Origin of the sequence: Bradyrhizobium sp. CB1717 (assembly GCF_029714325.1) — a bacterium.
In the GTDB taxonomy this organism is placed as follows: domain Bacteria; phylum Pseudomonadota; class Alphaproteobacteria; order Rhizobiales; family Xanthobacteraceae; genus Bradyrhizobium.
The window spans coordinates 6,269,524-6,284,196 of record NZ_CP121666.1; the positions used below are offsets into that span (position 1 = coordinate 6,269,524).

At 64.9% G+C, this 14,673-nt stretch carries 15 protein-coding genes; 10 read left to right on the top strand and 5 right to left on the bottom strand.

What is annotated here, in order from left to right:
• The first annotated feature begins 1 nt into the window (after nucleotide 1).
• Genes QA649_RS29505 through QA649_RS29550 form a run of 10 tightly spaced genes read left to right on the top strand, consistent with a single transcriptional unit; the run spans nucleotide 2 to nucleotide 9,925 of the window.
• On the top strand, nucleotides 2-820 hold the full coding sequence (locus tag QA649_RS29505) for an FAD binding domain-containing protein (RefSeq protein ID WP_283020269.1): 819 nt from the start codon (nucleotides 2-4) through the stop codon (nucleotides 818-820).
• A 6-nt stretch (nucleotides 821-826) separates the two neighbouring features.
• Entirely contained in the window at nucleotides 827-1,303 is a 477-nt protein-coding gene (locus QA649_RS29510) for a (2Fe-2S)-binding protein (protein ID WP_283020270.1), read from the top strand.
• Nucleotides 1,304-1,315: 12 nt separating this feature from the next.
• Complete coding sequence (locus tag QA649_RS29515) at nucleotides 1,316-2,908, top strand: molybdopterin cofactor-binding domain-containing protein (protein WP_283020271.1); 1,593 nt, start codon at nucleotides 1,316-1,318, stop codon at nucleotides 2,906-2,908.
• Complete coding sequence (locus QA649_RS29520) at nucleotides 2,909-3,931, top strand: molybdopterin cofactor-binding domain-containing protein (protein ID WP_283020272.1); 1,023 nt, start codon at nucleotides 2,909-2,911, stop codon at nucleotides 3,929-3,931.
• Nucleotides 3,932-3,941: 10 nt separating this feature from the next.
• A complete protein-coding gene (locus tag QA649_RS29525) occupies nucleotides 3,942-4,823 on the top strand; it encodes a MoxR family ATPase (RefSeq protein WP_026311998.1) in 882 nt (293 codons plus the stop codon).
• Entirely contained in the window at nucleotides 4,820-5,941 is a 1,122-nt protein-coding gene (locus tag QA649_RS29530) for a VWA domain-containing protein (RefSeq protein ID WP_283020273.1), read from the top strand. Before QA649_RS29525 ends, QA649_RS29530 begins: the two co-directional genes overlap by 4 nt.
• Nucleotides 5,938-6,822, top strand: a complete 885-nt coding sequence (locus tag QA649_RS29535; protein WP_283020274.1) for an amidohydrolase family protein — start codon at nucleotides 5,938-5,940, stop codon at nucleotides 6,820-6,822. The genes QA649_RS29530 and QA649_RS29535 overlap by 4 nt, the downstream gene beginning before the upstream one ends.
• Nucleotides 6,823-6,852: 30 nt before the next feature.
• Nucleotides 6,853-7,701: an MBL fold metallo-hydrolase gene (locus QA649_RS29540; RefSeq protein ID WP_018643048.1), complete on the top strand. Its 849-nt coding sequence runs from the start codon at nucleotides 6,853-6,855 to the stop codon at nucleotides 7,699-7,701.
• 19 nt (nucleotides 7,702-7,720) lie between these two features.
• Nucleotides 7,721-9,295 carry an isochorismatase family protein gene (locus QA649_RS29545; protein ID WP_283020275.1) on the top strand — a complete coding sequence of 525 codons (1,575 nt, stop codon included), beginning with the start codon at nucleotides 7,721-7,723 and terminating at the stop codon, nucleotides 9,293-9,295.
• A gap of 3 nt (nucleotides 9,296-9,298) precedes the next feature.
• Complete coding sequence (locus QA649_RS29550) at nucleotides 9,299-9,925, top strand: NAD(P)H-dependent oxidoreductase (protein WP_283020276.1); 627 nt, start codon at nucleotides 9,299-9,301, stop codon at nucleotides 9,923-9,925.
• A gap of 23 nt (nucleotides 9,926-9,948) precedes the next feature.
• Here QA649_RS29550 and QA649_RS29555 read toward each other — a convergent pair whose 3' ends face one another.
• The 5 genes from QA649_RS29555 to QA649_RS29575 form a co-directional block, all read right to left on the bottom strand.
• Complete coding sequence (locus QA649_RS29555; protein ID WP_283020277.1) at nucleotides 9,949-10,638, bottom strand: ABC transporter ATP-binding protein; 690 nt, start codon at nucleotides 10,636-10,638, stop codon at nucleotides 9,949-9,951.
• A 37-nt stretch (nucleotides 10,639-10,675) separates the two neighbouring features.
• Nucleotides 10,676-11,416, bottom strand: coding sequence for an ABC transporter ATP-binding protein (locus tag QA649_RS29560; RefSeq protein ID WP_283020278.1), 741 nt, complete (start codon nucleotides 11,414-11,416; stop codon nucleotides 10,676-10,678).
• On the bottom strand, nucleotides 11,413-12,372 hold the full coding sequence (locus QA649_RS29565) for a branched-chain amino acid ABC transporter permease (RefSeq protein WP_283020279.1): 960 nt from the start codon (nucleotides 12,370-12,372) through the stop codon (nucleotides 11,413-11,415). The genes QA649_RS29560 and QA649_RS29565 overlap by 4 nt, the downstream gene beginning before the upstream one ends.
• Nucleotides 12,369-13,250: a branched-chain amino acid ABC transporter permease gene (locus QA649_RS29570; protein ID WP_283020280.1), complete on the bottom strand. Its 882-nt coding sequence runs from the start codon at nucleotides 13,248-13,250 to the stop codon at nucleotides 12,369-12,371. The genes QA649_RS29565 and QA649_RS29570 overlap by 4 nt, the downstream gene beginning before the upstream one ends.
• 99 nt (nucleotides 13,251-13,349) lie before the next feature.
• Complete coding sequence (locus tag QA649_RS29575) at nucleotides 13,350-14,633, bottom strand: amino acid ABC transporter substrate-binding protein (RefSeq protein ID WP_018643055.1); 1,284 nt, start codon at nucleotides 14,631-14,633, stop codon at nucleotides 13,350-13,352.
• Nucleotides 14,634-14,673: the final 40 nt, after the last annotated feature.

Consider the following 14,673-nt stretch of genomic DNA (forward strand, 5'->3'; position numbering starts at 1 on the left):
CATGGCCGTGACGGTAAAGACTTTTGCAAATGCAAGCGAGGCAGCCGGAGCGCTGTCCTCGGATCGCAGCGCGCGCTATCTCGGCGGCGGCACGCTGGTGATGCGCGCGCTGAACGAGGGCGATGTTACCATCTCGACCGTCGTTCGCGCCCACGACCAGGCGTTGACCCGGATCGACGCATCCGGTCCGCGCGTGACGCTCGGGGCCGGCGTCACCTTTGCGCGCGTTCTCGCCGAACGTGACCTCGCCTTCTTGCATGCCCCTGCCCGCTCGATCGGGGGCCCCGCCGTGCGCAATATGGGGACCATCGGCGGCAACCTGTTTGCGCCGAGCCCGTATGGCGATTTTACCGTGGCGTTGCTGGCGCTCGATGCCACCATCGCCGTCGCGGGTGGATTCGGCGCGCGCGACATCCCGATCGAAGAGTTTTTGCAGGCACGCGAACGGCGGGCCGGGACATTGGTGCTGTCGGTGTCCTGCACCCGGCCGGCGAGCACCGAGGCGTTCCGCTACCGCAAGATCGCACGCATCAAGCCGAAGGGCGGCTCGGTCATCACGCTTGCCGCGCATCTGCCCATCAGCGGGGGCCGGATTGCGGGTGCGCGCATCGCACTGGGTTCGATGGCGCCGACGCAAATCCGCGCCCGCGCCGCGGAGCGCGCACTCGAGGGCCGTTCCCTCGATGCCGCAACGATCGCGGCTGCCGCATCCGCGGCGACCGAGGGAACATCGCCATCGGACAACGCACTCGGCAGCGCCTGGTATCGCCGCGAGATCGTCGGCGTGCATCTGCGGCGCCTGCTGTCGGGACAGGAATAGACCGCCATGTCGAAGATCCCCCTGCAATTTCGTCACAATGGCCGCGACGTCGCGATCTTCGTCGACGGCGGCACCAACCTGCTGGTGGCACTGCGCGAACTGATCGGCGACATGACCCCGAAATTCGGCTGCGGCCAGGGCGGCTGCGGCACCTGCAGCGTGCTGATCGACGGCGAGCTGCACCTGTCCTGCCTGACACTGGCCGAAACGGTCGCGGGCCGCTCGGTCGAGACGCTCGACGGCATGAAGCAGGGCCCGAACCTGCATCCGCTGCAGCGCGCCTTTGCCGACCATTTCGCCGCCCAGTGCGGCTATTGCACGCCGGGCATGCTGATGGCCGCCAAGGCGCTGCTCGACCGCAACCCCTCACCGAGCCGCGACGAAGTCGTCGAGGCCATCTCCGGCAACATCTGCCGCTGCACCGGCTACGAGCCGATCATCAATGCCATCCTCGCCGCCGCCGGCGGCCGGGTCAGCGCGTAAGGGAACGCGACCATGCTGGAACTACGCAAGGACATCTTCGCCGACGAGCGCGACGATAATCTGAAGGAGATCGGCAAGGGCACCCAGCGCCAGGACATGCTCGGCCATGTCACAGGCACATCCAGCTATTTCAACGACCATAAGCTTCAGGGCATGCTGCATCTGAAAGTCGTGCGCTCGACGCAGGCGCATGCAAGGCTCCGCCGCATCGACACCGCGGAGGCGGAGCGCTCGGCCGGCGTCCGCCGCATCATCCGCGGCGCCGACGTGCCGCGCAACCTCAACACGCTGCTCAGCCTCATCAACTTCGGCAAGGACGACGAGCCCTCGCTGGCAGTCGACAAGGTGCGTTACAAGGGCGAGCCGATCGTCGCAGTCGTCGCCGACAGCGAGCGCGAGGCCTTCGAGGCGATCGCAAAGGTGCGGATCGACTACGAGCCGCTGCCGACCGTGTTCGACGTCGAGGACGCGCTGAAGCCCGGCGCGCCCGTGGTGAACGAGACCTATCCGAAGAACACATTCACCTATCACGACGTCTACGATCACCAGCGCCTGCGCTTCGGCGACGCCGATGCGGCACTTGCAACCGCCGACCACGTGCTCGAGCAGCGCTACCAGATGTCGCCGATCGAGCACGCGCCGACCGAGACAAACGGGGCGATCGCAGCTCCCGACACCAACGGCCGCTACGTCGTCTACACCTCGACCCAGGCCTTGTTCTTCTCGGTCGACACCTGCGCCAAGATCCTGGACGTGGCCTCCAACACCTTCCACTTCATCGGAGGAACCGTCGGCGGCGGGTTCGGCGGCAAGGTGGACACTCTGACCGAGCCGCTCGCGATCCTCGGCGCAATGCTGACCGGGCGGCCCGTGCGCTACGTGTTCGGGCGCGAGGAGGAGATGCAGTATGGCCCGCCGCGTGGCGCCGAGCGCATCTACATCAAGGATGGCGTGATGCGCGACGGCCGCATCGTCGCGCGCAAGATCCGTGCCTATTTCGACAGCGGCGCCTATACGCGGCTGTCCAGCTACGCCGCGGTGAAATGCGCCGCACATCTGCCGGGCCCCTACACCATCCCGAACGTCTATGGCGACGTCTATTGCGTCTTCACCAACCGGACGCCTGCCACCGCCATGCGAGGCTTCGGCGTCACCGCGATGGATTTTGCCATCGAGTGCCAGATGGACAAGCTGGCCAACCTCGTCGGCATGGACCCGATGGAGTTCCGCATCCTCAACGCCTATCGCGATGGCGACATGAAGGCGCACCGGCGCGAGGCCAAGAACACCGCGCTGATCGAGTGCGTGCAGGTTGCGGCCGAAAAAGCCAAATGGCCGATCCGCGAGGAGTTCAAGCGCGCCTCCTCGCGCAAGGATGGGGGCGGCAGCCGCGCCGTGATCCCGCCGACGCCGACGGTGTCGCGCAGCCGGCCGGCCGCGCCAGCGCAGCAGCGCACCAGCTATGACCGGCTTCCGCCCACTGTCACCCGCGAACCGCCGCGCGAGCCGCCACCGCCCGCACCGCCGCCCCCCTCGCCGCGGCCAGCGGCGCCCTCGCATGGCGCGACCCGTTTCTCCTCTGTCTTCGGCACCAGGAGGCGCTAGATGACCAGGCATCGCGGACGCGGCATGGCGTCGATCAACTATCCCATCGGCATGAATCTCGGCGGCGATCCGAGCCAGGCGCTGGTGCATTCCAACCCGAGCGGCAAGTTCACCGTGGCGCTGTCGTCGATCGACTTGGGACAGGGCATGAAATCGGTGACGCGGCAGATCTGCGCGGAGACACTGGGCGTACCAGTCGCGGACGTCTATGTCGACACGGCGGACTCCGACACCGGTCCGCACTGCATGGGCTCGTTCGCCTCGCGCGGCACTCACCGCGTCGGCAACGCCGTGATGGCCGCCGCCCACGAGGCGCGCGGCGTGATGATGGAGGCGGCGGCCGAGGAGCTCGAGGTCAACGCCGCCGATCTCGAAACCGACGGCCGGGGCAGCATCCATGTCAAGGGCGCGCCGCACCGTTCGATCTCGACCAAGGACGTCGCGATCGCGGCGCAATTCAAGCAGGGCAAGACCATCTCCGGCCGCGGCATTTTCCTCGTGCCGCTCTCCGACGTCGATCCGGAGACTGGCGAGATGTCGCCGGCGACCTGCTATGCCCATGCCTGTCTCGTCGCCGAGGTCGAGGTCGACGACGAGACCGGCGAGGTTGCGATGGTCCGGATGGACTCCGCCTATGAGCTCGGCCGCGCGCTCAATCCGCGCCTGGTCGAGCAGCAGCTCGTCGGCGGTGCCTGGATGGGCGTCAGCCACGCACTCTACGAGACGCCCGAGCCTTATTACCCGGACCCGGCTCACGGTCCCCGCGACTTCGTCGAATATCTGATGCCCGGTCCCGGCGACATCTGTCCGCACGATATCGCCGTGCTGGAACGGCCTGCCCCTGACGGTCCGTTCGGCGCCAAGGGCCCCGGCGAGATGTGCGCCAATCCCGTGCTGCCCGCCGTTGCCAACGCGATCTTCAATGCCGTCGGCGTGCGCATCGACGATCTCCCCATCACGCCGGAAAAGGTGCTGCGGGCAATCAAGAGCCAGGGCGGTGCACGGCCGCAGGCGCGGCGCTGAGGGAAACGCCGTGGCCGTTCGCAGCAACATCGTCGGCATCGACAGCCCGGAAGCGCTGGAGAAGGCGCTTCGAGCTGCCTACTACCTCGCCGACGAGGGCCTTGCGACTGCCGCCTATCTGGGGCTCGCACTCGGTAAGCCGCTGTTGCTCGAGGGCGCACCCGGCGTCGGCAAGACGGAAGCCGCAAAGGCCATTGCCGCCGTGCTCGGCCGCCGTCTCATCCGCCTGCAATGCTACGAGGGCATCGACTCCTCCGCTGCGCTCTATGAATGGAACTATCCGCGCCAGATGCTCGCGATCCGGCAGGCCGGCGACGACAGCATCGACATCTACGGTGAAACCTTCCTGATCGAGCGGCCGATGTTGGCCGCCCTTCGCGCGCCTGATTCAACCGTGCTGCTGATCGACGAAATCGACCGGGCCGACCAGGAGTTCGAGGCATTTCTGCTCGAATTCCTCTCCGATTTCCAGATATCCATCCCCGAGCGCGGCACGGTCCGCGCGGCCGAACGTCCCGTGGTGGTGCTGACCTCGAACCGGACGCGCGATCTGCACGAAGCCTTGCGCCGCCGCTGCGTTTATCACTGGATCGACTATCCCACCGCCGAGCGGGAGGCGCGGATCATCATGATGCGCGCGTCCAGCGTCGCCGAAGCCACGGCCCGCGCCGTCGTCGCGGCCGTCGAGAGGTTGCGGCGCGAACCGCTGAGCAAGGCGCCTGGCATCGCCGAGGCCGTCGACTGGGCGGAGGCGGCGACGCTGCTCAACAAGGGCGGCGCGCGCTGGCCCGACGCCTTCAAGCGCTCGATCGGCGTGGCGCTGAAGGACGAGGAGGACCTGCACTTCATCGCCCCCCGGCTCGATGCCATGCTCGCGGAGGCGACCGCATGAGCACCGAGCTGCTACTGCCGCACGCTGCCCGCATCTTCATTTCCTTCGTTGCGCTACTGCGCGTCAACGGTTTCGCCGTTGCACCGGAGCAGACCACCGCCTTTCTCGCCGCGATCGCGTTGCTCGGCCCGCGTGACCTCGACGACATCAGGCAATCTGCGCTCGCCACCCTCGCCCCGCCGCCCGAGCGCCGCACCACCTTCGACCGGCTGTTCGACCTGCATTTCCGCGGCAGCGAGGCCATCGAGCACGCCGGCGACGGCGAGGACGACGAGACCGTTCGTCTCCAGGAGGAAGGCCGCGGCGACGAGGAGCCCTTGCACTCCGATGAGACCAATGAATCGGGCCTGACGGCGACGCGCGCCGAGGCACTGGTCGAGCGTCGCTTCGGCCAGCTCTCCACGACCGATGCGCTCCGCCGTCTGGCGCGCGAGGCCCCGCGGCGCCTGCCACGGCGGCGCGGGCACCGCCGTATGCGCGCACGCCGCGGCCCCTTCGCCGATCTCCGCCGCACCTTGCGCGACAGCGTCCGCAGCGACGGCGAGATCCTGCGGGTCGGCCACATGAAGCGGCGCCAGCGCCCGCGCAAGATGCTGATGCTGATCGACGTCTCAGGTTCGATGAAGAGCCGGACCGAGGAGAACATGAAGCTTGCCCATGCGCTGGTGCACGCCGCGCCCAATGTCGAGGTCTTCACCTTCGGCACACGGCTGACCCGTGTCACCCGCGCGCTGCGGCTGAAGCGGCGCGAGCAGGCACTGAGCGCGGCCGCACATCTCGTGAGCGACTGGGACGGCGGCACCCGCATCGGCGACGCGCTGCAAGCCTTCCTCGCGGTGCCGCGGTTCGGCGGCTATGCCCGCGGCGCCGCCGTGGTCATCGTGTCGGATGGGCTCGAGCGCGGCGAGCCCGACGCGCTTCGCGATGCCGTTGCGAAATTGTCGCGGCGGGCCTGGCGCCTGAGCTGGCTGACGCCGCTCGCAACAGGACCGGGCTTCCGCCCGCAGACCGCGGCGCTCGTCGCGATTGAACGCTCCGTCGACGATCTCGTGGACGGCGGATCGAGTGCCTCGATCGTCGCCCATGTACTGGCGCTGGGACGAAGGAGAGCTGCGTGAACGGTATTGTCGACGGCCATCATCACATCTGGCGGCAGGCCGACCTGCCCTGGCTGACCGGCCCCATGCAGCCCCGCATCTTCGGACCGTACGAGCCGATCCGGCGCGATTATCCGATCGAGGAATATCTCGCCGATCTCAGGGGCGCCGGCGTCACCCGCTCCGTCTATGTGCAGACCAATTGGGCGCCCGAGCACTTCGAGGAGGAAGCTGCCTGGGTCCAGCGCACAGCCGACGAGCACGGCTGGCCGCATGCCATCGTCGCCTACGCCAATTTCGCGGCCGACGACGTGCGCCCGCAGCTCGATCGCCTCAAAGGCTATCCGCTGCTCCGCGGGGTGCGCATGCAACTGCACTGGCACGAGAACCCGCTGTACCGCTTCGCCGCTCGTTCGGATCTCTGCGCCGAGCCCGTGATCCGTCGCAACGTCGCGCGTCTGGCCGATTACGGCTGGAGCTTCGACCTCCAGGTCTTCACACCGCAGATGCCCGATGCCGCGCTGCTGGCGGAGTCCTGCCCCAAGGTGACGTTCATCCTCCAGCATGCCGGCATGCTGGAAGACCTCTCGCCGGCGGGCCGAGCGGCCTGGCGTGCGGGCATAGCCCGCCTCGCGACCTGCCCGAACGTGGTCTCAAAACTGTCCGGGCTGGGCACCTTCATCCATCGCAATGACCCCGCGCATATCGCGGCTGTGCTTACGGACACCGTCGCGATTTTCGGTGCCGAGCGTTGCCTGTTCGGCTCGAATTTTCCGATCGAGAAATTGTGGACCAGCTATCCCGAGCTCGTCAGTACCTTTCGCGCAGCTGCCGCCCCGTTCAGTGCGGAGCAGCAGGACGCGATCTTCAGGGCGACGGCGACGCGCGTCTATCGGCTTTGACAGACAAGAAACGAGACAGGAGGGCAACGTATGGCGCTGGAGATCAAGATCCTGGACTATGGCGATATCGAGTTGGAATCGAGCTTCCTGGTGCTCGGCCGCGACTGCGGCCGCACCCGCCGCGTCCTCACCCTCGGCTTCCTGATCCTCGGCGGCCCCTATCCGGTCGTGGTCGACACCGGCTACCGCTCCAACCAGATCATGGAGACGCTGGGCATGCGAGGGCTGCAGTACCATGAGCACATGATCGAGAACCAGCTCGCGCGTCACGGCGTGCGCATGGGCGACGTGCGCTTCGTCTGCCACACCCATCTGCACATCGACCATGCCGGCAAGGACGACCTGTTCCCGATGAACACGACCGTCGTCGTCAACCGCAAGGAGCTCGAATACTCCGTCTCCGGCCTGATGCATCCGCAATATCCGGCGCCCGACATCAAGCACCTGATCGACCGCCTGCACACCAAGAGCGCGCTTCGCTTCCTCGACCTCGAAATCACCGGCCCGATCGAGCTGATGCCTGGCGTCTATTGCGATGCCGCCAACGCCCACACCGAGGGATCGATGAACATCATCGTCCACACCGCCGACGGCATCGCGACCATCTGCGGCGACGTCATCTACGACTTCAATGACCAGATCGTCACGCCCTTCCACGAGATCCACGATTGGGAGCCGCGCACCACCGGCAACCACGGCACCAGCAAACGTGCAGAGAAGGCGGCGATCAAGAAGCTGCTGAGCAGTTCGCGCTACCTGCTTCCCGTGCATGACCGTCCGGCCAAGATCGAAGGCGGCAATGTCGTCGGTCGCCTGCACGACCAGGTCCCCGGACCGGTCGTGCAGTCCCTGCCCCAGCGGAACTGGTTTCCGGCTTGATGTTGTCGAGGATCGACCGATGACGCACGTCACTCTGCGAAGCGAGTTCGAGAACCTGATCGATCCCTATGCGCCGGTCGCGCAGATCGGCACCGGTTTCGACTTCACGGAAGGGCCGATCTGGCATCCGGTCGATCATTACCTGCTGTTCTCGGACATGCCCGGCGACGTGCGCCGACGCTGGGATGCGCGGCGCGGCGTCGTCGAGGTCAAGCGCCCGTCGAACAAATGCAACGGCATGACCTATGACGCCGAGCTCAACCTGATCGTCTGCGAGCACGCGACCTCATCGCTCGTCCGCGAGCGTCCGGACGGACGGCGCGAGGTGCTCGCCTCGCATTTTAGCGGCCAGGAGCTCAACAGCCCGAACGATGTCTGCGTGCACTCATCGGGTGCGATCTATTTCTCGGACCCATGGTATGGACGGATGCCGGTCTATGGCGTCGAGCGGCCGCGCCAGCTCGGCTTTCAGGGCGTCTATCGCGTCATGCCCGGCGGCGAGCCGAAGCTCGTGGTCGAGCGAAACCTGTTCGACCAGCCGAACGGTCTGTGCTTCTCGCCCGACGAAAAGCTGCTCTATGTCAACGACACCGTGCAGGCGCTGATCCGCGTTTTCGATGTCAATGCCGACGGCACGCTCTCGAACGCGCGCGTGTTTGCGAGCGGCATCAGGTCCGAGCTCGAGTCCGGCCTGCCCGACGGCATGAAATGCGATCAGCACGGCAATGTCTGGGTCACCGCGCCCGGCGGCGTCTGGGTCTATTCGCCGCGCGGCGAGCTGCTCGGCAAGGTCCGCGTGCCGGAGCTGGTCGCCAACCTCGCCTGGGGCGGTCCGGATTTCCGCACGCTCTATCTCACCTCGACCCATTCGGTGTACGCAATTCAGACCAAGGTCGGTCCGCGTCACGAGCCCTATATGAGCGGCCGACGCGCCGGCGGCGGCGCAGACCCGAGCTCGTCACCGGCCTCGCCTGTTCTCACCGAGGGCGAGATGCAGCTCGATCCGCAGCGCTGCGCCATGATCATCCAGGATCTCCAGAACGACGTCATCATGGACGGCGGCGCCTTCGCCGAGTCGGGTGCGCCGGGTCATGCAAAGCAACAGCATGTCGTCGAGAATGTCCGGCGGCTGGCGGATGTCGCGCGCGCGCGGGGCGTCGCCATCATCCATGTCTGGTTCGTCGTCGAACCGGGCGCACCCGGCGTTACACTCAACGCCCCTTTGTTCGAAGGCCTCGTCGACAGCAAGGCGATGGTACGCGGAAGCTGGGGCGCAGCGCCCGTTTCCGGCCTGGAGCCGCGGCCCGGCGATTTCGTCGTCGAGAAGATGCGGATGAGTGCCTGGGAAGGCACGCGGCTGGAGACGATCCTGAAAGCCACCGGCCGCGACATGATCATCAATACCGGCGCCTGGACCAACATGTCGGTCGAGCACACGGCGCGGACCGGTGCCGACAAGGGCTATTTCATGATCGTGCCCGAGGACTGCTGCTCGACCATGAATGCCGACTGGCACAACGCCTCGATCAATTTTGCCATGCAGAACGTCGCGGTCGTGACCAGGGCCGATACCGTGATCAGAGCGCTGGGATGAGCCGTGGCAAAGCTCCTGCATCTGTCCTGCTCGCCCCGCGCCGAGTCCGAGTCGAATGCCGGCGCACGCGTCTTTCTTGACGGCTTCCGCCTGGCCCGGCCGGATTGGGACGTCGATATCGTGGACATCTGGCGTGAGCGGATGCCGGAGTTCGCGGGCCCTATCGTCGATGCCAAATATGCACGCATGAAGGCTGAGGCCTTCACCGATGCGCAACGCGACAGCTTTGCCGAGGCCGAGCGCATGGCGCTGCGCTTTTCGCTCGCCGATCGGGTGCTGATCTCGACCCCGATGTGGAACTTCGGCATCCCCTACAAGCTCAAGCAGTGGTTCGACGTCATCGTCCAGCCTGGGCTCACCTTCCGGTTCGATCCGGCGCAGGGGTATCTCCCGCTGCTGAAGGATCGACCGACGCTGGTGATCATCGCCAGCGGCAGCGACTTCGCCACCGGCATGAACCGCGGCCGCATCGACATGGCAACGCCATACCTGCGGGAGATCCTGCGCTTCATCGGAATCGGCGATGTCCGTTTCGTGCTGATCGGTCCAACCACAGGACCGCAGCAGCCGATCGATTCTGCCCGTGAAAGGGCCTATCAGCGCCTTGCTGCAATGGCCCCGACCTTCTAGGCACTTCGGCGCCTCAGGAGCAATTACGTGGCGCCACCAAGATAGAGCCGCTTGACGATATCGTTGCCTCTCAATTCGTCGACCGAAGCGGCCGCCACGACGATTTCACCATGTACAATGATATAGCCGCGGCTCGCGATCCGGATCGCCTGATTGAAGTTCTGCTCCGCCATCAGCACCGTCAGACCGAGGTTCTGATTGAGCTCGCCGATCTTGGTGATGGTCTGCGATACCAGTAGCGGCGAGAGACCCACCGAAGGTTCGTCGACCAGCAACAAGCGTGGTGACGACATCAGGGCGCGCCCGATCGCCAGCATCTGCTGTTGTCCGCCCGACATCGTGCCCGCGAGTTGCGCCTGCCGCTCCTTGAGGACGGGAAATGCTTCAAAAGCGATCGCAAGATTACGGTCGATACTGCGCCTGGCTGCCTTGCGGAACGCGCCGAGCATCAGGTTCTCGAGCACGGTCAGCCGGGGAAACAAACGACGCCCCTCCGGAACCATCGCTACGCCGAGCTCGACAATGTCTTCGGTCGAAAGACGGGACAGATCGTGCGCCGCTCCATCGATTGTAAGCGATATGGCGCCACGTTGCGGCCTCACCAGGCCTGCGATGCACTTCATCAGCGTGCTCTTGCCGTTGCCGTTGGTGCCGAGCAAGGCAACGGTTTCGCCGGCCTCGACACGGAGCGAAACGCCGCGCAACGCCTTCACGGCGCCGTAACCTGCATCAAGATCATTGATGGCAAGGCTAAGTGCCAAGGTAAGCCTCCTGCACGCGCTGGTCGGCCATGACTTCGGATGGCGAGCCGATCGCAATGATTCGGCCGGCGTCAAGACACATGACGCGTTCGGAGAAGCGCATCACGGCCTGCATGATATGCTCGATCATGATGATGGTGATGTCCCGGCTTGCAAGGCTGAGCAGCAGATCAAGCACTTCGTCGACTTCCGAGCTAGAAAGGCCCGCCATGGCCTCGTCCGAAATCAGGAGCTTCGGATGCGTCGCCATTGCGCGTGCGAGTTCCATCTTGCGCAATTCCACCTGACTAAGCTGCGTGGCCGAGACGTTGGCCTTCTGGCCGAGGCCCATTTGATCGAGGATCGACATCATGCTGTCTCGCCGCTGCGCCGCCGAGACGTGCTCGTGCGCAGCAAAATCGAGCGCGACCATGAGATTCTCGGCGACCGTCATGCTCCTGAACGGTCGCGGGATCTGGAAGCTGCGAGCGATGCCACGGCGCGTGCGCACGTGCGGCTGCAGCAGTGCGATGTCCTCGTCACGAAACAGGACCGTGCCGGGTTCGGTACGAAACGCGCCGGAAATGCAGTTGATCAGCGTGGTCTTGCCCGAGCCGTTCGGACCGATCAGGCCGAACCGCTCGCCGGACCGAATGTCGACGCTGACCTCGTGGAGCGCCGTGAATCCGCCGAAACGCTTGGTAAGCGACGAAATCCGCAGCAGGGGCGACTGGGTGCCGGAGAGCGTCATACCTCACCCTCCTTGCGGTCGCCGCGCAGCTTGCGGATCAGGCCGATGATACCCTCCGGGGCGCCCACGACAAACAGCACCAGCATCAAACCCAGCACCAGCACGTTGACTTCCGAGGAGATCGTTACCGTCAGCAATTGCTGCGTCGTGCCGAGCAGGATCGCCCCGATGATCGGCCCGGACCAATGCGCGGTTCCGCCGATCAGAGACATCGCGAGTGTCGTTACGGAGTAGTTGAGATTGAACGCCGACGCAGGGTCGGCATATTGCAAGTACATCGCCGCCGGCGCGCCGACGGCACACATCAGCGCTCCTGAGATCACACAGGCGAGTAGCTTCAATCGCAAGGTCGGCACGCCCGTGCATTCAGCCGCAAGTTCGTCGTCCCTCAGCGCCTGCAGGCCGCGGCCGATCCAAGAGTTCTGGATGTAGCGCGAGATCGCAACCGCCAGCACCACGAGGAGGGCCTGAACGAAGAACAGCATCTGCACATAGTTGTCGAATGGCGCCGTCACCGCCGGCCGTTGGATCTGGATGCCCGCAGCTCCACCGACGTATCGCCAGTTCGTTATTGTCGTCTCGATGATGATCGTCAGCGCAATCGTCGCGATCGAGAAAAAGATGCCTTGCATGCGAAGCGTCAAGAGACCGAGCGCAAAACCCATGAGCGCACCGATCGCGGCGCCAGCCAGGATCTGCAGGGGAAGCGGCGCGCCAAAGGCCTTGACCAGGAAAACCGCGGCATAGACGCCAACGCCGAAGAACGCGCTGGTGCCGAAATTGACATATCCCGCATAACCGCCAAGGATGCTCCATGCCACGGCAAGCGCGATGAACTGCAGGATGACGTAGCCGGCGAAGAACGGATACTGGTTGCCGACGACCTGTGTCATCACAAAGACGGCGACGAGAAAGACGGTCGCCCCGGTCCAGAAAGCAATGCTGTTGCGTGTCATGATCGCCTGCCAAACAGGCCCTGCGGCCGTACGGCGAGAACGCCGAGCAACATCGCAAAGGAAATCGCCGGCGCCCAAGAGGCGCCGAACATGGTGAGCACAATCGTCTCGGCGACACCGAGAATGATGGCGGCGACGAGCGTGCCGCCCATGCTGCCGAGCCCCGCCATCACAACGACACAGAATGTGCGCCCGATATAGGCACGGTCGAGCGTCGGGTCGACAGGGGCGACGATGATGAGAAGGGCGCCGGCGATCCCGAGCACAGCGGTGGCGATGCCGAATGCCCACTGCTTGATCCTGATCGGGTTGGCGCCCATCAACCGTAACGCCTCCTGGTCCTGCGCGACCGCGCGAATGGCGCGTCCCATGAAGGTCCGCGACAAATGCAGCGTGAGCAGGACGGTCAATGCGGTTGCGACGGCAAAGGCGACCAGGAGCCGGTACGGAATGCGGATATCACCGAGCCGCCAGGCCCTGCCGACATAATCGGCGGTGACGGAGCGTTGATCGACACCGAATTGCAGGATGATCAACACTTCAATGATGAAGGCGACGCCGAAGAAGAAGGCGATGCCGCGCACGGCGGCGTCGCTGCCTCGCTTCTCGAACGTTTCATAATACAAGCGATAGGCCAAGAGCCCGAGCAGAAAGAATACCGGCGTGATCAGGAGCCCTGCGACCAGGGGATCAACGGCGTAATGCTCGTTAAGGAAATACACCGCGTACGACGCCAGAACCAGAAACGCCGGATGCGCCACATGGGGAACGTCGAGCAGGCCAAACGACACGGACAATCCGAGGCTGACCGCGCCGTAAAAGCAGCCGAGCAGCACCCCGATCACCACCGCATCGAGCAGGAGATCAAATGAAAACAATTGAGGTCCCCCTTGATCCGCCTTGGCCCGCTTGCCCGATCAACTCGTGCCGGGGTATCCGATCCCCGCCCGGGACGATCTTTCCCTCGCCGCCTCGGCTTATTTCCGCGCGGCCTCAAACGGAGCGATCAACTCGCCGGATTTCAGGTTCTCCGGGAACAGGATCACCTGCTTGCCCGAGCTACGGAACTGCTCCATGTTCTTGTCAACGACGCCGCGGAACTGGGCCTGCAGCACCGCGGTTTCCTTGCGTTCGCCATCAGGCGAAAACGCGATCGGACCGACGATGGTCTTGTGCGTGTTTTCGCGCAGATATTTTGCAAGTGCCTTCTGCTCCAGCGATCCCACCGCGTTGATGGCCTGCGCGATGAGCTGGCCGCTGGCGTAGCCGAACGGCGCCAGATAATAGCCGAGCGGATCGATCTTGGCTTCGACGGCGCGTTTCGTGTACTTGTCGAAGAACTCCTTGGTCCCCTCGAAATACATGCTCTTTTCGGGCAGCCATGTGTTGTAGTTGACGACGCCGTTGAGCAGTGAGCCCATATTCTCCATCACGGCGCCGAACTGCAGGCCGACCATGCCGCCGCCGAAAACCTTGACGTTGTCGCCGATCCCAATCTCGTTCACGGCACGCAGAATGCCCGCCGAGTCCGGCGGATAAGACGCGATATAGACGATGTCGGGCTTGGCCGCCTTGAGCGCGCGGATGATGCTGGAGAACTCCACCGTGTTCGGCGGATAGGCCTGGTCGAATACCATCGGCAGGTTGCGCTTCGCTGCGACTTCACGCGCGGTCTTCGCCAGATTCTGCGCGAATTCCTGGTCGGCGGCCAGCAACGCCATGGATTTGCCGCCGGCCCTCTGACCGATATCGAGGAACGAGGTCGCCCAGCTGTCAGCCGGTCCCCACGGCGCATTGTTGAACCACATGTCATGGCCGACTTTGCTGTTGACCTGGAAGGAGAAGTTACCCATCAGCAGAAGCCCACGCTGCTTGACCATCGGCATGATCGGCGCCGTCGGCACGGTCGCATAGGGCGCGAACAGGAGGTCGACCTTGTCGACATCGATCAGCTTCGAATAGATCGCCGGCGTCTCCGACGCGCTCGATTTGTCGTCGTAGACGACGAGTTCGATCTTGCGGCCTCCGAGCAGCCCGCCCTTGGCATTGACGTCGTCGCGCCAGATCTCGATGCCGAGCAGCGAGGCCTTGCCGCCGCCTGCGAGACCGCCGGTTTGCGGCATGCTCATGCCGATCCTGATCGGCGTCTGCTGCGCCCGCACCAACTTGGCGCCGAGCGGCGTGGCGGCAAGCGCCGCGCCGGCGGTCGCCAGCAGGCGGCGGCGGGAAATCGATCCTGGCTTGGAGACCTTCTTCGACATTGGCAGTTCTCTCCCCTGGGTCGTTGTTGCTTGGTGTAAT

What these genes read in the sequence shown, in the direction of transcription:
- QA649_RS29505 (WP_283020269.1), top strand. Translation starts at nt 2, where the DNA reads ATGGCCGTGACGGTAAAGACTTTTGCAAATGCAAGCGAGGCAGCCGGA.
- QA649_RS29510 (WP_283020270.1), top strand. Translation starts at nt 827, where the DNA reads ATGTCGAAGATCCCCCTGCAATTTCGTCACAATGGCCGCGACGTCGCG.
- QA649_RS29515 (WP_283020271.1), top strand. Translation starts at nt 1,316, where the DNA reads ATGCTGGAACTACGCAAGGACATCTTCGCCGACGAGCGCGACGATAAT.
- QA649_RS29520 (WP_283020272.1), top strand. Translation starts at nt 2,909, where the DNA reads ATGACCAGGCATCGCGGACGCGGCATGGCGTCGATCAACTATCCCATC.
- QA649_RS29530 (WP_283020273.1), top strand. Translation starts at nt 4,820, where the DNA reads ATGAGCACCGAGCTGCTACTGCCGCACGCTGCCCGCATCTTCATTTCC.
- QA649_RS29540 (WP_018643048.1), top strand. Translation starts at nt 6,853, where the DNA reads ATGGCGCTGGAGATCAAGATCCTGGACTATGGCGATATCGAGTTGGAA.
- QA649_RS29545 (WP_283020275.1), top strand. Translation starts at nt 7,721, where the DNA reads ATGACGCACGTCACTCTGCGAAGCGAGTTCGAGAACCTGATCGATCCC.
- QA649_RS29560 (WP_283020278.1), bottom strand. Translation starts at nt 11,416, where the DNA reads ATGACGCTCTCCGGCACCCAGTCGCCCCTGCTGCGGATTTCGTCGCTT.
- QA649_RS29565 (WP_283020279.1), bottom strand. Translation starts at nt 12,372, where the DNA reads ATGACACGCAACAGCATTGCTTTCTGGACCGGGGCGACCGTCTTTCTC.
- QA649_RS29575 (WP_018643055.1), bottom strand. Translation starts at nt 14,633, where the DNA reads ATGTCGAAGAAGGTCTCCAAGCCAGGATCGATTTCCCGCCGCCGCCTG.